The 24,058-nt window shown below is 68.4% G+C and carries 25 protein-coding genes; 15 read left to right on the top strand and 10 right to left on the bottom strand.

Going from position 1 to position 24,058, the window contains the following annotated elements:
- Positions 1-2: 2 nt before the first annotated feature.
- Complete coding sequence (locus tag ACIPV5_RS01960; protein WP_230101270.1) at positions 3-716, bottom strand: hypothetical protein; 714 nt, start codon at positions 714-716, stop codon at positions 3-5.
- A gap of 226 nt (positions 717-942) precedes the next feature.
- On the opposite strand from ACIPV5_RS01960, the gene rpsF reads away from it, so the two are divergent.
- From rpsF to rplI, 4 genes are read left to right on the top strand one after another with little or no spacing between them, the layout of a single operon-like run.
- Positions 943-1,311 (top strand): 30S ribosomal protein S6, encoded by a 369-nt coding sequence (gene rpsF, locus ACIPV5_RS01955; protein WP_029264265.1) that lies wholly within the window; start codon positions 943-945, stop codon positions 1,309-1,311.
- Between the two features lie 5 nt (positions 1,312-1,316).
- Positions 1,317-1,826, top strand: a complete 510-nt coding sequence (locus ACIPV5_RS01950) for a single-stranded DNA-binding protein (RefSeq protein WP_053098204.1) — start codon at positions 1,317-1,319, stop codon at positions 1,824-1,826.
- A gap of 50 nt (positions 1,827-1,876) precedes the next feature.
- Entirely contained in the window at positions 1,877-2,131 is a 255-nt protein-coding gene (gene rpsR / locus ACIPV5_RS01945; protein ID WP_042541518.1) for a 30S ribosomal protein S18, read from the top strand.
- Positions 2,132-2,142: 11 nt separating this feature from the next.
- Positions 2,143-2,595: a 50S ribosomal protein L9 gene (gene rplI / locus ACIPV5_RS01940; protein ID WP_053098203.1), complete on the top strand. Its 453-nt coding sequence runs from the start codon at positions 2,143-2,145 to the stop codon at positions 2,593-2,595.
- 257 nt (positions 2,596-2,852) lie between these two features.
- Here rplI and ACIPV5_RS01935 read toward each other — a convergent pair whose 3' ends face one another.
- On the bottom strand, positions 2,853-4,775 hold the full coding sequence (locus ACIPV5_RS01935; RefSeq protein ID WP_400339305.1) for a beta strand repeat-containing protein: 1,923 nt from the start codon (positions 4,773-4,775) through the stop codon (positions 2,853-2,855).
- Between the two features lie 109 nt (positions 4,776-4,884).
- Entirely contained in the window at positions 4,885-5,970 is a 1,086-nt protein-coding gene (locus tag ACIPV5_RS01930) for a hypothetical protein (protein ID WP_400339302.1), read from the bottom strand.
- 555 nt (positions 5,971-6,525) lie between these two features.
- On the opposite strand from ACIPV5_RS01930, the gene dnaB reads away from it, so the two are divergent.
- Entirely contained in the window at positions 6,526-7,899 is a 1,374-nt protein-coding gene (gene dnaB / locus ACIPV5_RS01925) for a replicative DNA helicase (RefSeq protein ID WP_053098201.1), read from the top strand.
- A 192-nt stretch (positions 7,900-8,091) separates the two neighbouring features.
- On the opposite strand, the gene ACIPV5_RS01920 is transcribed toward dnaB, so the two are convergent.
- Together ACIPV5_RS01920 and ACIPV5_RS01915 are read right to left on the bottom strand one after the other, a co-directional pair.
- Entirely contained in the window at positions 8,092-8,847 is a 756-nt protein-coding gene (locus ACIPV5_RS01920; RefSeq protein ID WP_053098200.1) for an SDR family oxidoreductase, read from the bottom strand.
- 86 nt (positions 8,848-8,933) lie between these two features.
- Positions 8,934-9,695: an SDR family oxidoreductase gene (locus ACIPV5_RS01915; RefSeq protein WP_230101273.1), complete on the bottom strand. Its 762-nt coding sequence runs from the start codon at positions 9,693-9,695 to the stop codon at positions 8,934-8,936.
- 191 nt (positions 9,696-9,886) lie between these two features.
- On the opposite strand from ACIPV5_RS01915, the gene ACIPV5_RS01910 reads away from it, so the two are divergent.
- On the top strand, positions 9,887-10,795 hold the full coding sequence (locus ACIPV5_RS01910) for an RNA polymerase sigma-70 factor (RefSeq protein WP_400339301.1): 909 nt from the start codon (positions 9,887-9,889) through the stop codon (positions 10,793-10,795).
- Between the two features lie 62 nt (positions 10,796-10,857).
- Positions 10,858-11,202: a hypothetical protein gene (locus tag ACIPV5_RS01905; protein WP_056275539.1), complete on the top strand. Its 345-nt coding sequence runs from the start codon at positions 10,858-10,860 to the stop codon at positions 11,200-11,202.
- Here ACIPV5_RS01905 and ACIPV5_RS01900 read toward each other — a convergent pair.
- Positions 11,199-11,984: a DNA/RNA non-specific endonuclease gene (locus ACIPV5_RS01900; protein WP_400339298.1), complete on the bottom strand. Its 786-nt coding sequence runs from the start codon at positions 11,982-11,984 to the stop codon at positions 11,199-11,201. The genes ACIPV5_RS01905 and ACIPV5_RS01900 overlap by 4 nt on opposite strands.
- Before the next feature lie 102 nt (positions 11,985-12,086).
- Positions 12,087-12,983, bottom strand: coding sequence for an SDR family oxidoreductase (locus ACIPV5_RS01895; protein ID WP_053098197.1), 897 nt, complete (start codon positions 12,981-12,983; stop codon positions 12,087-12,089).
- Between the two features lie 153 nt (positions 12,984-13,136).
- Between ACIPV5_RS01895 and ACIPV5_RS01890 the strand changes: the two genes are divergently transcribed.
- Positions 13,137-13,694, top strand: a complete 558-nt coding sequence (locus ACIPV5_RS01890) for a dihydrofolate reductase family protein (protein ID WP_400339296.1) — start codon at positions 13,137-13,139, stop codon at positions 13,692-13,694.
- Positions 13,695-13,713: 19 nt separating this feature from the next.
- Here ACIPV5_RS01890 and ACIPV5_RS01885 read toward each other — a convergent pair whose 3' ends face one another.
- Both ACIPV5_RS01885 and ACIPV5_RS01880 read right to left on the bottom strand, forming a co-directional pair.
- Positions 13,714-13,941, bottom strand: coding sequence for an RNA-binding S4 domain-containing protein (locus ACIPV5_RS01885; RefSeq protein ID WP_053098195.1), 228 nt, complete (start codon positions 13,939-13,941; stop codon positions 13,714-13,716).
- A 24-nt stretch (positions 13,942-13,965) separates the two neighbouring features.
- Positions 13,966-15,117, bottom strand: a complete 1,152-nt coding sequence (locus ACIPV5_RS01880) for an ROK family protein (protein WP_053098194.1) — start codon at positions 15,115-15,117, stop codon at positions 13,966-13,968.
- A gap of 124 nt (positions 15,118-15,241) precedes the next feature.
- On the opposite strand from ACIPV5_RS01880, the gene ACIPV5_RS01875 reads away from it, so the two are divergent.
- Genes ACIPV5_RS01875 through ACIPV5_RS01845 form a run of 7 tightly spaced genes read left to right on the top strand, consistent with a single transcriptional unit; the run spans position 15,242 to position 23,757 of the window.
- On the top strand, positions 15,242-16,630 hold the full coding sequence (locus ACIPV5_RS01875) for an ABC transporter substrate-binding protein (RefSeq protein WP_400339292.1): 1,389 nt from the start codon (positions 15,242-15,244) through the stop codon (positions 16,628-16,630).
- Positions 16,627-17,655 (top strand): carbohydrate ABC transporter permease, encoded by a 1,029-nt coding sequence (locus ACIPV5_RS01870; protein WP_400339289.1) that lies wholly within the window; start codon positions 16,627-16,629, stop codon positions 17,653-17,655. The genes ACIPV5_RS01875 and ACIPV5_RS01870 overlap by 4 nt, the downstream gene beginning before the upstream one ends.
- Positions 17,652-18,569, top strand: coding sequence for a carbohydrate ABC transporter permease (locus ACIPV5_RS01865; protein ID WP_082297926.1), 918 nt, complete (start codon positions 17,652-17,654; stop codon positions 18,567-18,569). Before ACIPV5_RS01870 ends, ACIPV5_RS01865 begins: the two co-directional genes overlap by 4 nt.
- 25 nt (positions 18,570-18,594) lie before the next feature.
- A complete protein-coding gene (locus ACIPV5_RS01860) occupies positions 18,595-19,653 on the top strand; it encodes a zinc-binding alcohol dehydrogenase (RefSeq protein WP_072592131.1) in 1,059 nt (352 codons plus the stop codon).
- Positions 19,650-20,747 carry a Gfo/Idh/MocA family protein gene (locus ACIPV5_RS01855; RefSeq protein WP_400339285.1) on the top strand — a complete coding sequence of 366 codons (1,098 nt, stop codon included), beginning with the start codon at positions 19,650-19,652 and terminating at the stop codon, positions 20,745-20,747. Before ACIPV5_RS01860 ends, ACIPV5_RS01855 begins: the two co-directional genes overlap by 4 nt.
- Positions 20,744-22,045: a glycoside hydrolase family 36 protein gene (locus ACIPV5_RS01850; RefSeq protein ID WP_400339282.1), complete on the top strand. Its 1,302-nt coding sequence runs from the start codon at positions 20,744-20,746 to the stop codon at positions 22,043-22,045. Before ACIPV5_RS01855 ends, ACIPV5_RS01850 begins: the two co-directional genes overlap by 4 nt.
- The gene (locus tag ACIPV5_RS01845) at positions 22,042-23,757 is read left to right on the top strand and encodes a sugar phosphorylase (RefSeq protein WP_400339279.1); all 1,716 of its coding nucleotides are present in this window, start codon (positions 22,042-22,044) and stop codon (positions 23,755-23,757) included. The genes ACIPV5_RS01850 and ACIPV5_RS01845 overlap by 4 nt, the downstream gene beginning before the upstream one ends.
- Here ACIPV5_RS01845 and ACIPV5_RS01840 read toward each other — a convergent pair.
- Positions 23,726-24,043: a hypothetical protein gene (locus ACIPV5_RS01840; RefSeq protein WP_053098188.1), complete on the bottom strand. Its 318-nt coding sequence runs from the start codon at positions 24,041-24,043 to the stop codon at positions 23,726-23,728. The two genes, ACIPV5_RS01845 and ACIPV5_RS01840, sit on opposite strands and share 32 nt — an antisense overlap.
- Between the last annotated feature and the right edge of the window lie 15 nt (positions 24,044-24,058).

The following is a 24,058-nucleotide window of genomic DNA, read 5'->3' as shown; positions in this document are numbered from 1 at the left end:
GTTCAGAGCGGGGCGACGATGTCCTGCTCGACGTCCCACTCGGTGATCTCGAGAGAGGTCTCGATCATCTGGCCCGCGGCCTCGGTGCTGCCGCTCGTGGCCAGCACGACGTAGTCCTCGGTGACCTCGAAGACGACGTCGACGGCGACGCCCTGCGCCTCGGACGTGCCGCTCACGAGGTACACGTCCTGACCCAGGCGCGTGCCGGTCCCGGTGACGGTGAACTCGCCGGTGAGGGCGCCGGCGGCGGTGGCCGGGTCGGTGCCCGCGGCCGTGGCGGCACCGCTGCTGAGAGCAGCGACGATCGGGTCACTCGAGTTCGGGTCGGCGACCTGCCACTCGGTCGTCGGCGTCTTCACCCATGCGTCGTCGCCGATCAGGATGAGCGAGCCCATGGGCGTGATCGTCTCGACGGCATCCGTCTCGGGGTTGAACCGGGCGGTGGTGTCCATGCCCAGGATCGACGTCTTGGCGGCATAGCCGGCGGTGTCGGTCATCGCCTCGGTGATGCAGGCGCCGAGCTCGGCTCCGTCGACCGTCGCACCCTCCGACAGCTCGGGGCAGTCGGAATCGGATGCGGCACCGTCGGTAGCAGGCGTCTCCTCGGCGGCCGACGTCGGCTCCGAATCGGCGGGCTCTTCGGCACCCGCGGTGCACCCGGTGAGCAGTACGGTGGCGGCCAGGACGATGCCGACCCCCCACTTGTTGACGCGCATGGCGTTCCCCCTTCGGTCGTGTGCGCACCGAGAGTCAGCACGCACGCATTCCAGCATGCCAAGTGCGAGGTGATGCGCGTGGGGGCACTCCGAAGGTTTCTCCGCTACACTGTCAAGGTTGTCTGCCATCAGGCACCCACTCGGGTGGCTCGGCGGATGACGTGCACACACCCTCCTGCTTCCGGGAAAGTCCCGGAAGCCGTTCTAGTCCGAAGGAGGTGGGTAAGTGACGCACCAGTACGAACTCATGGTCATTCTGACCCCCGAGATCGACGAGCGCCAGGTCGCCCCTACGCTCGACAAGTTCCTGAAGGTCATCACCAACGATGGTGGCTCGATTGACAAGGTCGACATCTGGGGCAAGCGCCGTCTGGCTTACGAGATCCAGAAGAAGAACGAGGGCATCTACGCCGTCGTCAACTTCACCGCCACCAGCGAGGCCACGCAGGAGCTCGACCGTCAGCTGAAGCTGAACGAGCAGATCATGCGCACGAAGGTCCTTCGCTCTGAGGAAGCTCAGGCGATGGTCGCTTCGGAGGCCAAGCGCTCTGAAGAGAAGGCTGCCCGCAAGGCCGCCAAGGCTGCGAAGGCCTGAGTCCGATGGCCGGCGAAACAGTCATCACCGTGGTGGGCAACCTCACGGCCGACCCCGAGCTGCGCTACACGCAGAACGGACTGCCGGTGGCGAACTTCACCATCGCTTCGACGCCTCGGAACTTCGACCGCGCCGCCAACGAGTGGAAGGACGGCGAAGCGCTGTTCCTCCGCGCGTCGGTCTGGCGCGAGTTCGCCGAGCACGTGGCGGGTTCGCTGACCAAGGGCATGCGCGTCATGGCGCAGGGCCGTCTGCGTCAGCGCTCCTACCAGGACCGCGAGGGCAACCAGCGCACCGCGATCGAGCTGGAGGTCGACGAGATCGGCCCCTCGCTTCGGTACGCGACCGCGCAGGTCACCCGTGCGGCGTCGACCGGTGGCGGCGGCGGTGGCGGACAGTCCCGTCCCGCACAGCAGCAGCAGGTGTCGGAAGAGCCGTGGTCTACGCCCGGCTCGTCGACCAGCGCAGATGCCTGGAGCACTCCGGGCAGCTTCGGTGACGACACCCCCTTCTGAAACAGGATCTCCGGATGCTTCGGCATCCGACTCATAATTAAGGAAAAACAATGGCTGGAAAGTCGAGCGGCGACCGCCGCAAGCCGCGGAAGGGTGGCAAGCCCACCGCTCCCGCGAAGTCGATCCGGGTCGGAGTCATCGATTACAAGGATGTCTCCACCCTCCGTAAGTTCGTCTCGGAGCGCGGCAAGATCCGTGCCCGTCGTATCACCGGTGTTTCGGTGCAGGAGCAGCGTCTGATCGCCACCGCGATCAAGAACGCACGCGAAATGGCACTCCTGCCCTACGCTGGCGCCGGCCGGTAAGGGGTAACGAGATGGCAAAGCTGATTCTCACGAACGAGGTCGCCGGGCTTGGTAGCGCCGGTGACGTGGTCGAGGTCAAGAACGGGTTCGCCCGCAACTACCTCATCCCCCAGGGCTTCGCTACGGCGTGGACCCGCGGTGGCGAAAAGCAGGTCGCTTCGATCCAGGCTGCTCGTCAGGCTCGCGCGATCCACGACCGCGACGAGGCCGTGGCACTGAAGAACTCCCTCGAGAACACCAAGGTGCGCCTGGCCGTCAAGGCCGGCAACGAGGGTCGTCTCTTCGGTTCGGTCAAGACCGATCACATCGCGGATGCTGTCGCAGCCGCGGGTCTCGGCTCGATCGACAAGCGCAAGGTGCACATCCCGTCGGCGATCAAGACGACCGGTGAGCACGAGGCCACGGTTCGTCTGCACGACGACGTGACCGCAGTCATCACGCTGCAGGTCGTCGCCGCCAAGTAAGGCGCGACGCTCTCGAACGCCCCCTGTCCTTCGGGACAGGGGGCGTTCTGCGTGTGCGGGGCTGTCGGGGCGCACTCGCTCGGGGGAGTGGCGGGGCACGACGGATGCCCCGCGCTGGGGACGCGGGGCATCCGTGAACTGTGCGGCATCGCCGACGCGGGCAGGTCTGGGGAACCTGCGCGGGGCGTCGCGGGACCCGCACACCGACGGTGTCGCATCTCCTCCCCCGAGGACGTCGACACCGCCGGGGTCTGCGGCTACGCCGTCACACGGCGGCGGCGCAGCATCCCCGCTCCGAGAAGGAGCAGGAGAGTGGCGAGCGACACGAAGGCGATCGAGGACGAACCACCTGTGGCGGCCAGTCCCTCGATGGGCTCGGATGCCGTCGCAGCTGTGCCGCTCGCGGCAGCGGCTGCTGTGGCGCCCGTGCCGACGGCTGTCACCGTTCCGGGATTCATGCCGATTCCGGGGGTGGTTCCGGGGTCGACTCCGGGGTTCGTTCCGGGGTCGGTGCCCGGGTCCGTTCCCGGGTCGGTGCCGGGGTTCGTGCCGGGGTCGGTGCCGGGGTTCGTGCCGGGGTCGGTGCCGGGGTTCGTTCCGGGGTCGGTTCCCGGGTCCGTTCCGGGATCAGTGCCCGGGTCCGTCGTCGGCGGCGTCACCGTGCTCTCGCCGACCACGGAGATGGCGTTGCCACCGATCGTGATCGGTGCGGTGATGGGTGCGGTGACCTGGGTGCCGCCGAGGATTCCGTCGTCTCCGGCGGTGGTGCTGCCGGTGGTCGGGGTTCCTGCGGTGCCCGTGCTGCTGGTACCGCCGGTGGATTCGCTGTCTCCGAGGACGGAGATGGCGTTGCCGGTGACGTCGATCGGTGCGGTGACGGGTGCGACGACCTGGCTGCCGCTCGCGATTCCGTCGTCTCCGGACGTCTCCGCTCCGGTGCTGCTGCCTCCGGACGGGGTGCCGGTGCTGGTGCCGCCGGTGGATTCGCTGTCTCCGAGGATGGAGATGGCGTTGCCGGTGACGTCGATCGGTGCGGTGACGGGCGCGGTGACCTGGGTGCCGCTTGCGATTCCGTCGTCTCCGGACGTCTCCGCTCCGGTGCTGCTGCCTCCGGACGGGGTGCCGGTGCTGGTACCGCCGGTGGATTCGCTGTCTCCGAGGACGGCGATGGCGTTGCCGGTGACGTCGATCGGTGCGGTGACGGGTGCGGTGACCTGGGTGCCGCTTGCGACCCCGTCGTCTCCGGACGTCTCCGCTCCGGTGCTGCTGCCTCCGGACGGGGTGCCGGTGCTGGTGCCGCCGGTGGATTCGCTGTCTCCGAGGACGGCGATGGCGTTGCCGGTGACGTCGATCGGTGCGGTGATGGGTGCGGTGACCTGGGTGCCGCCTGCGACCCCGTCGTCTCCGGACGTCTCCGCTCCGGTGCTGCTGCCTCCGGACGGGGTGCCGGTGGTGGTGCCGCCGGTGGATTCACTGTCTCCGAGGATGGCGATGGCGTTACCGGTGACGTCGATCGGTGCGGTGATGGGTGCGACGACCTGGGTGCCGCTTGCGACCCCGTCGTCGCCCGACGTGGTCGGCTCAGTCGATCCCGCGCCGCCGCCGTCCGAGGATGCCGGGGCTGCAGCATCCTGGCCCGTTGCCTCGCTGTCGCCGAGCACGGTGATCGCGTTACCTGAGACGGTGACCGGAACGTCGACGTCCAGCAGGGCCTGGGTACCCGAGAGGACGCCGTCGGCGCCGTTCGTCGTGATCGCGGGAGCGGGAGCGGCAGCGGGGTCCTGGGGAGCCTCAGCCGGAGCGGCCGCCGTGTCGCTCGACGAGTCTCCGAGCACGGTGATCGCGTTGTCGGTCACCGTGACAGGCACGACGACGTCCACGACGGCCTGAGTGCCCGATGCGGTGCCGGAATCGCCACTCGTGGTGGTGGCGGCCGGTGCGGGAGCGGGAGCCGGAGACGAAGCGGGCGCCGAGGTCTGCTGGGCGGAGGTGTCTCCGAGCAGTGAGACCGCGTTGCCGACGACCGTCACGGGCACCGAGATCGCCGCATCCGCTTGGGTGCCCGAGAGCAGCCCGTCTTCTCCTGAGGTGTCTGCCGCGTTGGCGGCTGTTGCGCCGAGCAGGGTGATCCCGCCGGCGAGAAGCGTGCCCCACAGGGCCCGCTTGATGTATGTACGCATGATGACCTTCTCCTGACTGGAAGTGGGTGTGTCTGGATGGGTGCACGCGAAGAGCATGTGCGCGCGCAGCACGGCATCTGTCGTTCACGAGGAACGACCGGACAACCCGTCAGTCAGGAGAGACGTCGGTGTCGGCGACCAGAGACGTCGGAAGGACGTCGTCGGATGCACCGGAAGTGCGCTCCACAGTGCGGAACGCAGAAACTCCCGCATCGCTGAGGCGCGCGGGGGTGAATGAGGATGCTCCGCTCGAACCGGCGGAGGAAGTAGGCGCGGAGGGGGCTCCGGCGGGCGGTGCAGAGGGGGACTCCTCGACGTCGGCTGCCGGCTCGTTCACCTCGGATGCCGCGACGGACACCGTAGGCGGGAGGTCGGACCCGGCCGACGGAATCACCGGCTGGCGCACCGCGGACGTGGAGAAGTGACCGCGTGTCGGCTCATCGGCCAGGGGGGAAACCGTTCCGAGCGGCGCTGTTCCGATCGGACCGGGGTCGGGGTCCGATCCGGAGGATCCGGGGCGTGCGGGGGTGATGGCCTCGAGCACCGGCGGGAGAGTGTTCTCGACCACCGTGCCGACAGTCGGGGTGGTCGCGTCGATGACGCCGACGACATCGTCGATCACCGGCGGCACTCCGAGATCGTCGACCAGATCTCCGACGATCGGCAACTCGGCGATCAGATCCTGCACCGGGGCCACGATCTCGGCGACCGGGGATCCGTCGAGCAGATCGGTCACGGGAGTGATGACGGCCCCGGCGGTGTCGGTGGCGGCGTCGATGATCGGCGACGCTGCAGGGCCGACGACGGGCACCTGAGCGATCGTCTCGGCGACGTGTTCGACGACCGGAGGTGCCACCTGCTGCACGGGCTCGACGACGTGAGTGACGACGGGCTCGACCACCTCGGTCACGACCGGCTGGACGACCTGGGTGACTACCGGCTGGACGACCTCGGTCACGACGGGCTCGACCGGCGCGACGATCGGCGAGGTCACCGACGTCACGGTGTCTTCGACCGATGAGACGGTCTCGCTCACGATCGAGGAGACGCCGTCGAGCAGCGAGTCGTTCGATCCGTCGTCCGCGCTCGCGGACGAACCGCCCGTGAGGATCGTGATCGCGGCCCACGCGATCGCGCCCACGCCACCCCAGAGAGCGACGGCAGGTAGGCCGCGGCGGGTTGCCTGAGCGTTCACGTCGACTTCCCTCCCCCGAGAGCGATCGTTCGTCCTCGACGCACAGTACGTCGATAGCGGGTGACGATACTCCCGGTATATCGCCGTGTCTAGAGGGTTCCGCTCGGAAACGATGACATATCGCGCACATTTCGGAGGGTTGCGCACTGTGACGCGCCCGGTGGAATCTCGGCTTGACTTTCCCCAGGTTCTACACATCCCATCCCGGATTCGATGAACCTTCAATGCCCGGTTGAACCACGATCTCATCCACAGGGTGGGGAAACTACAAACACCAGATCAGACGTAAAAAGAAACTTGTGTTTCGAGGTACTCCACCGACTTATCCACATGCGTTCTGCACAGACTCTCCGGACTTGTTCGCACGCTTTCCACATAGTTATCCACAGGCCGTGTTGCGACCGAAAACCCCCGCTCGTAGCGTGGTCCAGCGACCCGATGTCGGAAGTGCCTGGTTTGCTGTGCGGACGGCCCTTCTCGAGCTGATTCGCATCGCGTGACCGACGCAGTCGGCACCGAGCACACCGGAAGAACCGTCGCATCGAAGGGAGCAGCGTGTCGATCGCCGACATCTCAGAGGAGCGCCTCGGAGGCAAGCGTCCACAGGAGCGAACGCCTCCCCACGACACTCTCGCCGAACAGAGCGCCCTGGGTGGAATGCTCCTCTCGAAGGATGCTGTCGCCGACGTCATCGAGACGCTCAAGGGTGCCGACTTCTACATCCCCAAGCACGAGCTGATCTTCGAGGCGATCCTGTCGCTCTACTCGCACGGCGAGCCGACCGACGTCGTCGCCGTCACGGACGAGCTCATCAAGACGGGAGAGCTGAGCCGGGCCGGCGGTGCCGACTATCTGCACACGCTCACCTCGATCGTCCCCACCGCCGCCAACGCCGGCTACTACGCCGGCATCGTGTCGGAGCGGGCGATCCTGCGTCGTCTGGTCGATGCGGGAACGCGTATCGTGCAGCTCGGCTACGACGGACAGGGCGACGCGACCGACCTCGTCAACAACGCCCAGGCCGAGATCTACTCGATCACCGGCTCCGAGACCGCAGAGGACTACGTGCCGCTGCAGATCGCGGTCGACGCCGCGCTCGAGGAGATCGAGGCCGCCAGCGGTCGCGACGGGTCGATGACGGGTGTCCCGACCGGCTTCAAGGAGCTCGACGAGCTCACCAACGGCCTGCACGGCGGGCAGATGATCGTCGTCGCCGCTCGTCCCGCCATGGGTAAGTCGACGCTCGCGCTCGACTTCGCCCGCGCTGCCTCCATCGGCCACAACCTCCCCTCGGTCTTCTTCTCGCTCGAGATGGGCAAGAGCGAGATCGCCATGCGTCTGCTCAGTGCCGAGGGGCAGATCCCTCTGCAGAACATGCGAAAGGGAAACCTCGACCCGCGGGACTGGACCACGGTCGCCGCGACCCGCGGACGCATCAACGACGCTCCGCTCTACATCGACGACAGCCCGAACATGACGCTGGTCGAGATCCGGGCGAAGTGCCGTCGACTCAAGCAGCGTGAGGGTCTGCGGATGGTCATCATCGACTACCTGCAGCTGATGACGTCAGGCAAGCGCGTCGAGTCGCGTCAGCAGGAGGTCTCGGAGTTCTCGCGAAGCCTCAAGCTCATCGCCAAGGAGCTGCAGGTTCCGGTCATCGCTCTGTCGCAACTGAACCGTGGTCCCGAGCAGCGCACCGACAAGAAGCCCGCGATCAGCGACCTGCGTGAGTCCGGCTCGATCGAGCAGGACGCCGACATGGTGATCCTGCTGCATCGCGACTCGGTCTACGACAAGGACGTGCGTCCGGGCGAGGCCGACCTGATCGTCGCCAAGCACCGTAACGGCCCGACCGCGACGATCACCGTGGCCTTCCAGGGCCACTACTCGCGCTTCCACGACATGGCACCGGGCGGCGACTTCAACTGAGTCGCGCTCCCTCGCAGGTCGGGGGAGGACGGGACGCCCCCACCACGGGGGAGGTAGCAGAAAGGGCGCCCCATCCGATGCCGCCGATGAGCGGCACCCCAGCTGTCGCGTTACAGCGCGACAGAGCTGTGACGCAAGCGTGACACCGGCCGAAGCGCCGCGCAAGACCTATTGTCGACCGGTATGCCGCCGCTACTCGCGAGGCGGGTTCAGCGGCAGCCACTCTTCGAGAGTCGTCTCGAAGATGTGCGCCCCGTCGACCGGGATGAGGGTGCGCTCCTCGATCTGCGCACCGTAGTACGGCGCAGCGTCATCACGCACGACCGTGCGAGGATCGCCGCGGAAGGCCAGGGCGCGGCGCGCGAACTCGTCCATGCCGAAGGCCTCCGGGCCTGCGATCTCGATGTCCCCGGTCGGCTCACCGGCCGCAGCACGGGCCACTGCCGTGGCGACATCCTCGGCGGCGATCGGCTGGATCAGCGCCCCGGGCAGCGTCACTGTGTCGCCGTCGGTCGAGATGTCGGCGATGCTTCCCACGAACTCGAAGAACTGCGTGGCGTGCACGAGGGAGTATCGGATCCCGGAGTCACGGATCAGCGTCTCCTGCGCGACCTTCGCCGCGAAGTAGGGGATGTTCTGCGGGCGGTTCGTGCCGACGATCGTGAGAGCGACGTGGTGGGTGACACCGGCCGCGGCCTCAGCGGCGAGCAGGTTGCGAGTCGACGTGGTGAAGAACTCCAGCACATCGTCGGGGGCGAACGAGGGGGAGTTCGACACGTCGACCACGGTGTGGGCTCCGACGAGAACCTCCGCGAGGCCCTCGCCGGTGAGCGAGTTCACGCCGGTGTTCGGCGATGCGGCGACGGCGTCGTGGCCGTGCTCCGTCAGCTTCGCGACGACCTTCGAGCCGATGAGGCCGGTGCCTCCGATGACGACGATCTCTGCCATGTCCAAACCTTTCTTCAGTGACGACGCCCGGGTGGCGTCTGCCAGGTATGACCGCTGAGTGCCCGAAGATGTGACGCCTCGGGTTCTCAGATGCTGGCGGGCGTCTTCACCCTCCAGTCGTGATACCTCGTCGGAGCGATCGTCGCGGTCATCTCCGGCAGCAGGTCGCGGGCGGCGAGATGCGCGCCGAAGTACGTTCCGAGCGGATCCGGGACGACCTCCCGATCGTCCTGTCTCGCCCGCAGGTCGAGTGCCGCGAGTTCCGTCAGGCTGAACACCTCGGGGCCGCCGAACTCGATCATCCCGACACGGGGTTCTCCGAGCGCTGCCGTTGCGACCGCGTTCGCGACGTCGTCGGCCGCCATCGGCTGCACGAGCACATCGGCGATGTGCGCGGCTCCCTCGCGCAGGGCGTGGTCGGTGATGCTGCGGATGAACTCGAAGAACTGCGTCGCATGCACGAGGGTGTACGGGCGACCGGATGCCGCGATGAGGCGTTCCTGCTGATGCTTGGCGATGAAGTATCCGCCCTGCGCGCGTGCGAGGCGGTCGGTGCCCACGACCGACAGGGCGACGTGATGGGAGACGCCCGCGGCTTCGCCGTAGGCGAGCAGGTTCATCGTCGAGGTGGAGAAGAACTCCTGCGCACCGGCCTCGTCGGTGTACGACGAGTTCGACACATCGACCACCGCGGATGCGCCGGCGAGAGCGTCGTCGAGCCCCTCGCCGGTGAATGAGTTCACCCCCGTGGCGCGGGACGCGACGACGACGTCGTGTCCCGCGCCCTTCAGGATGCGCGTGACGCGGGTGCCGATCAACCCCGTGCCGCCGATGACTGTGATCCTCATGTCGCTCCTCCGATCGAGTGATGCGGACGAGCCCGCATGTACCTGGTTGACCGGCCGGGAGACCAGGCTGTGACGGAATCGCCAGGATTCGTCACAGATCGCGTCGCTCTCCGGTCAGAACTGTGAGTGGGAGCGCCGACGGCGCGGAAAGGGGAGTGCGCATGCGGCGACCTCTGGTGCAGAGTGAAGACGTGACCGAGACACGTGACGAGCACAGCGGGTCGATCCGAGACCTCGGCACCGCGGTCTCGGTGTTCGCCGCCCAGCGTCGCCGACTGTTCGGCATCGCCTACCGGATGCTGGGCACCGTGGCCGACGCCGAGGACATCGTGCAGGAGACCTGGATCCGCTGGCAGAACACCGACCGGACCCAGGTGCAGGAACCCGCCGCTTTCCTCACGACCATCACGACGCGTCTGTCGATCAACGTTCTCCAGTCGGCTCGCGTGAAGCGGGAGACCTACATCGGGCCGTGGCTGCCTGAACCGGTCAACACCGACGACGATCCCTCGCTCGGCGCCGAGCGCGCCGAGGCGCTGCAGTTCGCGATCCTGCTGACGCTCGAGAAGCTCACCCCGACCGAGCGTGCGGCGTACATCCTCCGCGAGGCGTTCGACTATCCGTATCCCCGCATCGCCGAGATCATCTCGTCGAGTGCGGTGAGCGCTCGACAGCTGGTGAGCAGGGCTCGCGCGCACCTGGCCTCGGCGAAGCAGATCACCGTCGAGCCCTCGCATCAACGTCACCTGCTCGAGGCCTTCCTCGCCGCCGCGCGGAAGGGCGATGCCCGGGAGCTCGAGAAGCTCTTCGCCGCCGACGTCGTCAGCTACACCGACGGCAACGGGGTGAAGCTGGCGGCGCGGATCCCGGTGATCGGTCGTGGCCGCGTGGCGCAGTTCGTGGCTGCCTTCGCGCACCACTTCTGGACGGGCAAGTCGATCGGGTGGGTGGAGGTCAACGGTCAGCCCGCCGCGACGCTCGTCGAGAACGGTGAAGTCACCACGATGGTCACCGTCACGGCGTCCGACGAAGGGATCGAGCAGTTGCTCTGGGTGATGAGTCCCCAGAAGCTCGGACACATCACCGCGGTCGCGACATGACTCGCGGGCGGCATCCGGCTCGTCTGGGCCGGCGACCTCGGGATGCCTCCGAACCGATCGCTGTGGAAGAACTCCGGCTGGCGCTCGCCGCGGGCGACCGCGCCGGCATCCGCTCGATGCTGCACCCTGACGTGGTGATGATCATCGACAGCGGAGGTCGCATGCCGCAGTCGTCGACCGCCGTCGACGGGACCCACACGGCATCCGCGGAGCTGGCGGCACTGGTGGCGACCGGCCCCACGGTCTCGATCGCGTCGATCAACGGCTCCGCTGGACTCGTGCTGGAACGAGACGGCGCAGTCGTCGCGGCGGTGTCGGTCGAGAGCAGATCAGGGCTGCTCTCGCGCATCTGGGTCGTCTGCAACCCCGACAAGCTCACCCACTGGAACCGACGCCGCGACGGCTAGAGCGTGATGTCGGATGCCGAGGCGAGCGCCCGCCACTCGGTCGATCGGGCGCTGCGCCGGTCGAGCACATCGGCATCGAGCAGCGGGCCGACATCCAGCCCCGTCACCCGGATGATCTCGGTGATCGGAACCTGGAAGGTGCGGAATGCGCCGAGCGGCGGAACCGCGGAGAGACCGTCCGGTGACTCGACGAGCTCTGACTGATCGAGCACGAACCCGGCCGCTGACAGACCGTCGGGGCCCTGCCACGCCGCGATCTTCCAGAACAGAAGAGGGATGCGGATGCCGCGGTACGGCGGATCGTCGTCTCCCAGCACAGGGGCCGTGAACACCGAGATCCGCTGATCCGTCGTCTCGGCATACTCGAGCACGTGGTCTTCCAGACCGAGCCAGAGCTCTGCGGACTGATTGAAACCGGCGGCCTGCGGGGCGGCGTTCGGATAGAAGAACGTCGCCTCGGTCGCCGCCCGAGCGTCGTCGACATCACCCCAGCCGGGGTCGCGTCGGCGCACGAGGTGGCCGCGATCGAGGTCGTTGCGCGCATACACCTCGGGTCCGGTCTGCAGTGCTGCATCGACTCGGGGGTCGAGCTGCCAGTCCCCGGTGCGGGGCAGCTCGCGCAGCAGCGCCCCGTCGATGTTCACGCCCGTCACGGCGGCCAGGCGGCGCTCGCGGTCGAGCAGCACGCTGAAGTGGGGGTAGGTCAGCTCCGTCGCATCGCGGGCCGGCCCGGGCAGGGGCACTCGCGTCGGAAGGAAGTCGAGGTCGTATCCGTCTGCCATACCGACATACTGCCTGGTTCCACCGACATCGCCCCGGCCCCGCCGCACACGCGAACGCCCCCTCCGAAGCGAGCTCGGGAGGGGGCGTCCGCGGTCAGCGACTCACGGCGTGGGCATGCCGCCGTTGACGTTGAGCGTCTCGCCGGCGACGTAGCTCGACTCCGCGGAGGCGAGGAAGACGTAGGCGGGGGCGAGTTCTGCGGGCTGGCCCATGCGGCCGAGCGGGGTGTCCTCCCCGAACTCCGGGAGCTTCTCCTGCGGCTGTCCGTCGCTCGGCTGCAGCGGCGTCCAGATCGGTCCCGGTGCCACGGCGTTCACACGGATGCCCTTCGGCGCGAGCTGCTCGGCGAGGCCCTTCGTGAACGCGTTGATCGTGGCCTTGGTCGATGCGTAGTCGACGAGGATTCCCGACGGCGAGTAGGCCTGGATCGACGTGGTGTTGATGATGGTCGAGCCTGCCGGGAGGTGCGGCAGCGCGGCCTTCGTGATCCAGAACATCGCGTAGACGTTGGTCTTGAAGGTGTCGTCGAACTGCTCGTCGGTGATGTCGGTCAGCGACTCCTTGTAGATCTGCTTGCCGCCGTTGTTGACGAGGATGTCGAGGCCGCCGAGCGCACCGACCGCCTCCGAGACGAGCGTGCGGCAGTACTCGGGGTCACGGAGATCACCGGGGATCTGCGCCACGGTCGCGCCGGCGTCCCGGAGGATGCCGGCGATGCGTGCCGCATCCTCTTCCTCTTCGGGCAGGTACGAGAGCGCGACGTCCGCGCCCTCGCGTGCGAAGGCGATCGCAGTCGCCGCGCCGATGCCGGAGTCGCCGCCGGTGATGAGCGCCTTGCGCCCGGTCAGTCGGCCGGTGCCGCGGTAGCTCTCCTCACCGAGGTCGGCCTTCGGACCGAGGTCGGCATCGAGGCCGGGCTCCGGCATGTGCTGCTTCTCGGGTTCGATGTCGGAGTAGAGCTCGGCCGGGTTGGTGAAGGTGTACTGGTCGCGAGACATGGGGGTTCCTCTCGGTCGCTGGTCTGGGGGTATGGCTCCAGCGTGCGCCGACGTCGGAATGTCGGCCAGCACCTTGCGTCTCACGCCGAGGGTCGCTAGAGAGGCCGCCGAGAAGGGGTCGACCCGTGCGGACGCCGGGAGTAGCCTCGCCGCATGGCCCGACTCATCTACTCCATGATCACGTCGCTCGACGGATACGTCAGCGGGCCGGACGGCGGGTTCGACTGGGCGCTCGACGACGACCTGCACGACTTCATCAACAAGCAGTTCGCAGACGTCGGCACCTACCTCTACGGGCGGCGCATGTACGAGACCATGGTCTATTGGGAGACCGCTCATCTCGAACCCGATCAGCCGCAGGTCGGCATCGACTACGCGCGGGTGTGGCAGGCCGCGCAGAAGGTCGTCTTCTCGAAGACCCTCGCAGAGGTGTCGAGCGAGCGCACGCGGCTCGAGCGCACGTTCGATCCGGAGGTGATCGCGCGGTGGAAGGCTGAGTCCGACAGCGACTTCTCCGTCGACGGCCCCACTCTCGCCGCCGAGGCGATACGCGCGGGACTGGTCGACGAGTTCGGTCTCTTCATCGGACCGGCGATCGTCGGTGGTGGCAAGCCGTTCTTCCCCGACGGGGTGCACGTCGACCTGGAGCTCGCCGAGGATCGGCGCTTCGACAGCGGCGTGATGTTCCTCCGCTACACGACGCGGGAGTGACCGGAAGCGGCCCGCGTGATCAGGGGCGCACGCGAACGGTACGGCCCTCGAAGGTGACCAGATCGCCGTCATGCAGCTGGCGTCCGCGCCGTCGATCGACCTCGCCGTTGACCTTCACGAATCCGTCGATCACGACCTCCTTGGCGTCACCGCCCGAGTCGAGCAGTCCCGAGTACTTCAGGAACTGGCCGAGGCGGATCATCTCGCCGCCGATGGAGACATCGTCGATCGGACCGGAATTCGTCATGACTCCGATGGTATCCGGCGGTGCTCAGCTGCGAGCGAGCGCCGCGTTCACCGCGGATGCCGAGTACTCGCGCTCCACCACCATCGCCGCGAGCCCCACGGCTGTCGCCTTCTCGCCCAGTGTCGATTGGCTGATGCTCAGGTGCCGGGTCGCGCGGGGCAGGGATCGGGGATAGAGGGTCTCGCGGACTCCGGCCAGCAGCGGCGGCGATGCCAGCATCCCGCCGAGCACCACCTCCGAGGGGTTGAGGAGCGAGACGACCGTCGCGACGACCTCGCCGATCACCCGACCCGCCTCTTGAGTGAGTCGCGCGGCATCGGGGTCGCCGTCAGCGAGGTAGGTGCCGACATCCGAGGCTGACGAGGCGGGCTTGCCGAGCTGGGTGAGCGCCCTGGCCACTGCTCGGCCTGATGCCGCGGCCGCCAGACATCCGTGCGCTCCGCACTGGCACAGCAGGTCGTCGTGCCCGGCGATCTTCACATGGCCGATGTCGCCCGCCCCTCCGTCGGTGCCGCGGTATGCCCGGCCACCCAGCACGATGCCGGTTCCGATGCCCGACGAGACCTTGATGAAGCACAGGGACCGTGAATCGGGATGCGCTGCGCGCTGCTCACCCAGTGCGGCGGCGTCGGCGTCGTTCGAGACCAGCACGGGGACGCCGAGGGCGTCGTGCAGGTGATCGGGGATCGGGTAGGCGTCCCAGCCGGGCATGATCGGCGGCTGCGAGGGGCGCTCGGTGTCGGGGTCGACGGGACCGGGGATGCTGAGCGCGATCGCAGCCACATCCTCGCGGCGGATGCCGGCCTGCGACAGCAGTCGCTCGGCGTGCTCGGCGATCGCGTTGAGGGTCGCGTCGGGTCCGTCGGCGACGGCGACCTCGATGCGCTCCTCGGCGGTCACGCGTCCGGCGAGATCGGTCAGGGCGACGGTGGTGTGCGTGGTGTCGACGTTGGCGGCGATGACGTGCGCGTGAGCGGTGTTGAACTCGAGGCGCCGTGACGGTCGACCCGAGGTGACCTTCTCGGTTCCCGACTCGATGATGAGTCCCGCCTCGAGAAGCGCGTCGATGCGCGTGGCGACGGTCATCCGCGACATCCCGGTGACGTCGAGCACATCGCCGCGCGTGAAGGCGCGGCGCTCTCTGATGAGATCGAGGACTTCCCCGGGACCGGACATCGAACCTCCTGACGACGGGTTCAGCTTAATGCTTGACAGCTAGGCGACTTATGTCTAGCTTTTAGTCTTAATGGGAGTCGACCCGACGGCTCAGTCCTGCATTTCCAGCGCAAGGAGGCGCATAGTGAATACCCGTGCGACAGCAGCAGCATTGGCCGCGGTGTGCGTGACGGCGCTCGCCCTCACCGGATGCACGAGCTCCGGCGACGACGACGGCGGCGATGCCGGCATCACCTTCTGGCTGCAGGAGGACCTTCCCGATCGGGTGGCCGCCACACAGGAGATCGTCGACGCGTTCACCGACGAGACCGGCATCGAGGTCGAGGTCGTCTCGGTCGCGGAAGACCAGTTCGCCCAGCTCATCACCTCGTCTGCCGCGGCCGGCGACCTGCCCGACGTGATCGGCGGGATCTCGCTGCCTCAGGTGCGCACGCTGTCGGCCAACGAGTTCGTCGACACGGATGCCGTCGCGGCGACGATCGACGCGCTCGACGCGTCGACGTTCTCCGAGAACGCGCTCGCCCTGACCTCCGACGGCGACACCAGCCTGGCGATCCCGAGTGAGTCGTGGACCCAGATGCTCTTCTACCGCACCGACCTCTTCGAGGCCGCGGGCCTGGACGTCCCCGACTCGTACGGATCGATCCTCGAGGCCGCGAAGACCCTCGACTCGCCCGAGGTCGCCGGTTTCGTCGGCGCCACCGCCCCGGGCGACGCCTTCACCGAGCAGACCTTCGAGCAGATCGCGCTCGGCAACGGATGCGAGCTGGTCAACGAAGACGGTGACGTCGAGCTCGACTCGGATGCCTGTGTCAGCGCGTTCGAGTTCTATGGCGAGCTGACCCGCGACTACTCGGTGCCGGGTGCGCAGGACGTCGACACGACCCGCGCCACGTACTTCGCGGGCGACGCGGCCATGTTCATCTGGTCGAGCTTCGTGCTCGACGAGCTGGCAGGCCTGCGTGAGGATGCGAAGCCATCGTGCCCCGAGTGCCTCGCCGACCCGGCCTTCCTCGCGGCGAACACCGGCGTGGTCACGTCGATCGCCGGACCCGACTCCGATGCCGCGGCGCAGTTCGGCGAGATCACCTCGTGGACCATCACCGAGGGAGCGAACACCGACGCGTCGCAGTCGTTCGTCGAGTACATGATGAGCGATGGCTACGAGCCCTGGATCGCGATCGCGCCCGAGGGCAAGGTTCCCGTCCGCACCGGCACCCCCGAGGATCCGACGATGTTCTCCGACATGTGGGCGACGCTTCCAGCCGGAGTCGACACCAAGGCTCCTCTGTCCGACTTCTACGCACCCGAGGTCCTCGATGCTGTGGCCGCAGGGCCGGAGGATCTCGCCCGCTGGGGCATCACCCAGGGCCAGGGCTCGCTGCTCGGCGCGCTGCAGGGCGAGCTTCCGGTCGCGACGGCGGTGAGCGATGTCGCCCAGGGCGGTGACCCGGCTGACGCCGCGTCGACCGCCGCCGAGACCGTGCGCTCGATCGCAGAGTCGCTGAAGTGAGCAGAGTCGTCGAGGGGTCCGGGCTCGGGGCACAGCGCCCCGAGCCCGGCACCACGCCGCCGAGACCGACCGGCGCGGTGAAGCCGCGGCGCGGGTCGAGGCACAGTCGGGAGGAGAACCGGGCGGGGCTGCTGCTCATCTCGCCGACCTTCATCATCATCCTGGTCGCCGTCTTCCTGCCGATCATCTGGGCGATCTCCCTCGCGTTCCAGGACGTCCGCCTGATCAACATCCGCGGCACCGGGATCATCGGCGACTACACCCTCGACAACTTCATCGACGTGCTGACGTCGCCCGGCTTCTTCAGCGCGCTGTGGACCACGGTCGTCTACGCCGTGTGCGGCACGGCGCTCGCGATCGGCATCGGCCTCGCCGCCGCCCTCGCCCTGCGCAAGCCGTTCCGCGGGCGCGGCCTCGTGCGCGCCTCGCTGCTGTTGCCGTACGTCGCCCCGGTCGTGGCCGCGACGTTCGTGTGGTCGACGATGCTCAACCCGCAGTTCGGCATCGTGAACTGGTTCGGCACCACCGTGCTCGGATGGGAGGAGGCGATCGCGTTCCTCTCGGACCGCGCCCTGCCCGTGAGCATCTTCGGGTGGGAGGTCGAGCTGCCGATGGCGCTGATCACCGTCATCCTGTTCGAAGCCTGGCGATCCTTCCCGTTCGCCTTCCTCTTCCTCACGGCCCGACTCGAGGCGGTCCCGGCCGTGCTCGACGAGGCGGCCAGGGTCGACGGCGCGACCCCCACGCAGCGCTTCCGGCACATTCTTCTTCCGCAGCTGCTGCCGACGATCGCAGTGCTCTGCGTGCTGCGCTTCATCTGGACGTTCAACAACTTCGACGACATCTACCTGCTGACGGGTGGCGGAGCCGGCACCGAGGTCGTCTCGGTGCGGGTGTTCGACCTGCTCACCGCTCGCGGTGACATCGGCGCCGCCGCCGCTCAGGCCCTGGTGCTCGCGGCCATTCTCGCCGTGCTCGTCGGCGTCTATCTGAAGATCTTCGGCCGACAGGAGGAGCAGGCATGAGTGCGACGACCGACGCCGTCACCGAGGCCCGGCCCGCCAGACGCGGATTCGACCGCGACGGCTTCGAGAACGCCCTCTTCCGCATCCTCCGCCCGATCGTCATCGTGCTGCTGGTGCTCGCCGCCGTCGTGCCGTTCTACTACATGGTGCTGCTCAGCTTCCGCTCGCTCGACTCGCTGCTGCAGAACCCGGGCGCGCTGTGGATCACGATCGAGGAGCTCGACTTCTCGACCTACCTCGACGTGCTGGCGCCCGTGGACGCCGGCGGGCAGGGCTTCATCGTCTTCATGCGCAACTCACTGCTGGTCGCTCTCGCGACGGTCGTGCTCACGCTCCTGGTGTCGATTCCCGGTTCGTATGCCGTCAGCCGACTGGCCTTCTTCGGTCGCCGTCAGGTGTCCGGCCTGTTCCTCGCGGTGTACTTCTTCCCTGCGATCCTGCTGGCGGTGCCGCTGTTCGTGTTCTTCACGCAGATCGGGCTGCGCGGCTCGCTCGTCGGACTGCTCATCGTCTACGTGTCACAGGTCGCGGCGGTGTCGATCTACACGCTGCGCAACTACTTCGCCACGATCCCGGTCTCGCTCGAGGAGGCTGCGGCACTCGACGGGTGCACCCGGTTCCAGATCATGCGCCGGGTCAGCATCCCGCTCGCCATGCCCGCGATCGTGTCGAACGGACTGTTCATCTTCATGATCGCCTGGAACGAGTTCCTCTTCGCTCTGCTGTTCCTCGTCGAGAAGCGCGATTCGTGGACCGTCTCGCTGGGCCTCTCCCAGCTCTCCGGCAGCATCGAGGTTCCCACCACGGTGCTCATGGCCGGTTCCGTGATCCTGACCCTGCCCATCATCATCCTCTTCTTCGCCTCCGAGCGGCTCCTCGTCGGAGGCCTCACCGCCGGTGCGGAGAAGGGCTGAGTCCCCGCTGGAAAGAAGGCCCCCCGTGCCCCACGTCGTGCAGTTCTCCGCCGTCCGAGAGGTCGAGCTGGTCGAGATCGCGCCGCAGCCGCTGACATCCGGAAGCGTGCGGATCTCCACCTGGTACTCGGGCATCTCAGCCGGCACCGAGCTCACCGCCTACCGCGGCACCAACCCGTATCTCACCTCCACGTGGGACGCCGACCGACGGCTCTTCGTGCCGGGTGAGCCCAGCTTCGGCTACCCGGTCTCGGGCTGGGGCTACTCCGAGGTCGGCGAGGTGACCGAGGTCGCGGACGACGTGAGCGGAGTGCGGGTCGGAGACGTGGTGCACGGCATCTGGGGACACCGCAGTGACGCCGTCGTGCCGGCATCCGCGGTCGTGGGGCGGCTCGTGCCCGACGGCGCCGATCCCGTGCTGGGGACTTTCGCGCGGGTGGGAGCGATCGCTCTGAATGCCGTGCTCGCCGCCGACGTGCGGCTCGGCGAGCAGGTCGCGGTGTTCGGACAGGGCGTGATCGGCCTGCTCGCGACTCGCCTCGCCACCCTCGCAGGCGGTCGGGTCACGGCGGTCGACACCCTCGCGACCCGGCTGGCGATGGCCGAGGTCTTCGGCGCACGCCACACGGTCGACGCGTTGCGGGAGGGTGGCGCCGGAGAGTCGATCCGCGAGATCACGGGCGGCGGGGCCGACAGTGCGATCGAGCTGTCCGGCACGGATCGCGCCCTGCACGAGGCGATCCGAGCGGTGAGGCCCGAGGGGCTCGTCGCCGCTTCCGGCTTCTATCAGGGTGGAGCTGCCCACCTGCGCCTGGGGGAGGAGTTCCACCACAACCGCGTGCGGATCGTCGCCAGCCAGATCTCTGGAGTGCCTGTCGCGCTCGGCGGCCGATGGGACCAGGCTCGTCTCGTGCGCACCGTCATGGCGCTCATCTTCGACGGATCGGTGGATGCCGGGGCGCTCGTGTCCGACATCGTGCCGTCGGCCGATGTCGCCGCGGTCTTCGACAGGCTCGACGCAGGCGACCCCGACATCATGCAGGCCCTGCTCCGCTTCGACGCCGCCCCCGAGCGTCTCCGGTGAGCGGCATCCCCGACCATCGCCCGCTCGTCCCGGACCGGCGTCGCGCGATCGGCATCGTCGGCGCGGGGGCGATCGCCCGCAGCGCCCACCTTCCGGCATACGGCGCGTGGGGCCTCCCTGTCGTGGCCGTGACGTCGCGGACTCGCGGTGACGCCGAAGCGCTCGCCGCGGACTTCGGCATCGAGACCGTCCACGAGTCCGTCGAGGCGCTGCTCGCGGATCCCCGTGTCGACATCGTCGATCTGGCGACCGGGCCGACCGGTCGCGTCGAGCTGATCGCCGCGGCAGTGGCAGCGGGCAAGCACGTCCTCGCCCAGAAGCCGCTCATCAGCGACCCCGCTGATCTGCCGCGTCTGCGCGAGGTGCTCGCTGATGCGCGTGAACGGGGGATCCGCGTGGCGGTGAATCAGAATGCGCGGTGGGCTCCGGCCTGGCGCCTCGCGTCTCTGCTGATCCGTGACGCCCGGATCGGAGAAGTGGTGGGGGTCACGCATCTGCACGACAAGCCGCTGCCGCCACTCGAGGGCACGCCGTTCGACGACGTGCCGCACATGCTCCTGAACGACTACCTCGTGCACTGGGTCGACATCACCCGCTGCTGGCTCGAAGGATCCCGGGTGGTCGAGATCGCGGCCCGCGACCACCGCGTTCCCGGCCAGCCCGCCGCCGCCCGGAACCCGTGGGGGGCAGACCTGCGGATGCAGACGTCGACGGGGGCGAGCGCATCGATCCGCATCGTGGGCAACGCGCGGACAGACGCCGGCGGGTGCCCGTTCTGGATCCACGGGACCGAAGGGACCCTCCGCGGCAGCATCCTGCTCGGCTCCGACCGGCTGGTGCTCGAGCGCGACGGGGAGAGCACCGAGTTCGACCTCGACGGCCAGTGGTTCACCGACGGATTCGCCGGCGCGATGGGCGAGCTGCAGTGCGCGATCGACGAGGAGCGCGAACCCGAGAACTCGGCCGAGCACGTCCTCGCCACGGTGCGCGCGACCTTCGCCGCCGTCGAATCCGCTGAACTCGACGGCGCACCCGTGCGCCCCCACGACCTCGAACTGACGACAGCCCTCGCCGGGCGGAGTGGAGCAGCGTGAGCGTCCTCGATGAGATCCCCGTCGGGCCCGACGCCCGGGTGTACGCGGAGGGCTGGCAGAGCTGGAGCCCGACCACGTGGCACGGCCAGGGCGACCCGATCCTCCGGCCGGCCGAGCCGTGGCAGCACGCCATGCGCTTCCGGCCGGGAACCGAGGTGGCGACGGATGCCGTTCAGGGCGAAGGGCTGCTCGTCGTCGATCCGGGCGACGGTGCTCCCGCTCGGGTCTTCGGCACGCTCGACGCCCGCCGCGAGGTGCCCACACTGCGCGCCCGCTGGCACGGCGACCGGGTGATCGTGGACGCGATCGGCGATGTCGCCGACGTCTCGTCGTGGACTCCGGATGCCGGTGGCGACGACACGGGCCCCTCTGCGCTCGCCGCGTTCGGTGACCGCTTCGGCGCAGCCGCCGGTGCCCGGACCGCCGCTCGGTCACCTCGCGTGTGGTGCACCTGGTACCAGTACTTCGAAGACGTGCGGGCTGCTGACGTGATCGAGAACCTTCGGGCGATCGACGATCGAGGGCTCGACGTCGACGTGGTGCAGATCGATGACGGCTGGAGCCTCGGCACCGGCGAGTGGACCGCGCCGCACCCCCGATTCGGGTCACTCGCCTCCGCGGTCGATGCGATCCGCGAGACCGGGCGCCGCGCGGGCATCTGGGCCGCGCCTTTCTCGGTCGGCGCCGGCTCGACCGTCGCCCGGGAGCACCCCGAGTGGCTCGTCGGCGACGCGGGGCGCAACTGGGGCGACGACCTCCGTGGGCTCGACCTGACGCATCCGGGACTGCGCGAATACCTGGCCACCGTGTTCGGCGACATCCGCGATCTCGGGATCGACTACGTCAAGCTCGACTTCCTCTACTCCGGGGCGATCCCGGGGGCACGGTGGGATGCCGACGCCACGCCGATCTCGGCCTACCGCTCAGGGCTCGAGCTCATCCGCGAGGTGCTCGGCGACGACGCCTTCATGCTCGGGTGCGGTGCTCCGATCCTCCCGAGCGTCGGACTCGTCGACGCGATGCGGGTCTCGGGAGACACCTTCCACGAGGGTGGTGAGGACGGCTCGCAGGGACTCCGCGGGCGGATGTCGCTCGAGGCCAGGTCGTGGCAGCACGGCCGGTTCTGGGTCAACGACCCCGACTGCCTCGTCGCGCGACCGGAATTCGCCCTCCGAGACGAGTGGGCTGAGGTGGTTCTCGCGGCGCCCGGGATCCGAGGGTTCTCCGATCGCATCGACGGTCTCGATGCACGCGGCATGCACCTCGTCCGCGAGCTTCTGAAGGAGTCGGTGGCATGAAGACCAAGATCCAGCTCGAGCAGCGCCTGGCCCCCCTGATCGCGCAGCTCTATCCGGATGCCGCGCCCGAGGTGCTCGCGGCGCTGCTCGAGCTCGCTGAGACCTGGCGTGACCGCCTGTCGCCGGCCGCGAAGGCGCGTCCGGATCAGAGCACCGCCTACCTGATCACCTACGGCGACTCGTTCCGGCGGGCCGGCGAGGCGCCGCTGCACACCCTCGCGGGAGTGCTGCGGGAGCACATCGGTGACGTCATCAGCGATGTCCACCTGCTGCCCATCTACCCCTGGACCTCGGACGACGGCTTCGGCGTGCTGGATCACCGTGAGGTGAACCCGGCGCTGGGCACGTGGGATGACGTCGCCGACCTGCGTGAGGAGTACGCCCTCGCCCTCGACTTCGTCGCCAACCACATCTCGAGCTCGTCGCACTGGTTCCGCCGCTGGCTCGAGCGGGACGAGCGGTTCGCCGGGTACTTCCTCGATCCCGCTCCCGACTTCGACGTCTCGCACGTCGTGCGTCCGCGCACCACCCCGCTCGTCCACGAGTACACGCGGCCCGACGGCTCGACGGCCCGTGCCTGGACGACCTTCGGGGACGACCAGATCGACGTCGACCCGAGCACGCCCGCGGTGCTGCTCGACCTCACCGACATCCTGCTCGGCTACCTCGCTCACGGGGCGACGACCGTGCGCCTCGACGCGATCGGCTACCTCTGGAAGGAGTCGGGCACCACCTGCATCCACCTGCCGCAGACTCACGCGATCATCCGCATCTGGCGCGCACTGGTCGACGAGCTCGCACCGGGCACGATGCTGCTCACCGAGACCAACGTCCCCCACGCCGACAACATCACCTACTTCGGCGACGGTGGTGACGAGGCGAACATGGTCTACCAGTTCGCTCTACCGCCACTGGTGCTGCACGCGTTCGTGACCGGACGGGCGACGGCGCTCGCCGCCTGGGCGAGCAGGGTGGGACCGGTGAGCGACACCGCGACCTGGTTCAACTTCCTGGCCAGTCACGACGGCATCGGACTGCGCCCCACGCAAGGACTGCTGACCGACGACGATCGTGCCCTGCTCGTGGAGCGCACCCTGGCCCGCGGTGGCCGGGTCTCGATGGCACGCCGCCCCGACGGGAGCGAGGGGGTCTACGAGCTGAACACGAACTACCTCGAGGCACTCGTCGATCCGCAGGACCCCGACCCCGACGCATCGGCTGTGACCCGCGGCCTCGCGGCGCACGCGATCCTGCTGTCGGTGGTCGGAGTGCCCGCGATCTACCATCACTCGCTCTTCGGGTCCGAGCAGGACCACGCGGGAGTGCAGGAGAGCGACATCGCGCGTCGCATCAACCGCGAGGTGCTCGACGCCGACCGTCTGCGCGAGGAGCTGCAGGTCTCGGACCGTCGAGCGGGCATGCTCGACGGCGTGCAGGCGATGCTGGCGGTACGACGCGAGATCGCCGCGTTCTCTCCGTTCGCGTCGCAGCACATCGAGTCGCTCGACGACCGCGTGCTCGTGATCCGTCGGGCGGCCGGCACCCCGGATGAGGTGACGGCGGTCGTGAACGTCAGCGACGCGACGGTCGATCTGCCGTCGGTGAGCGGCACGGATCTGCTCACCGGCGCGCGTCACGAGCGGCTTCGCATCCCACCCTTCGGATACGTCTGGCTCGCGGTCAGCCCAGCGCCTTCTGAATCCGCACGCTGAGGCGGTCGGCGGCCCTGGTGGTCAGCGACCGGCGGCTCGCCGTCCGCCGGGTCGTCGTCTGCAGCGCGATCCTCACATCCGATCCGCCGGTCGTCAGGGGAGTCGTCACGATCGTCACGTCGGCCGGTGCCTCGAACAGCGACCCGCGGGTGCTGAACGCGACCGAACGGCTGTCGAAGTATCGCCGCTCGACGTGCTTCAGGTCGGTAACGAGGTGCTGCAGTGCCTGCACGACGGAGTCCGCTCGAGCGGGTGTGTAGAAGTAGGTGTGCGCCGTGACTGGCATGGATCCCCCCGGTGT

Origin of the sequence: Microbacterium sp. NPDC090014 (assembly GCF_044748285.1) — a bacterium.
Taxonomy (GTDB): Bacteria; Actinomycetota; Actinomycetes; order Actinomycetales; family Microbacteriaceae; genus Microbacterium.
Note: the sequence above shows the minus strand (reverse complement) of the source record. Positions and strands in the feature narration are given on the sequence as shown.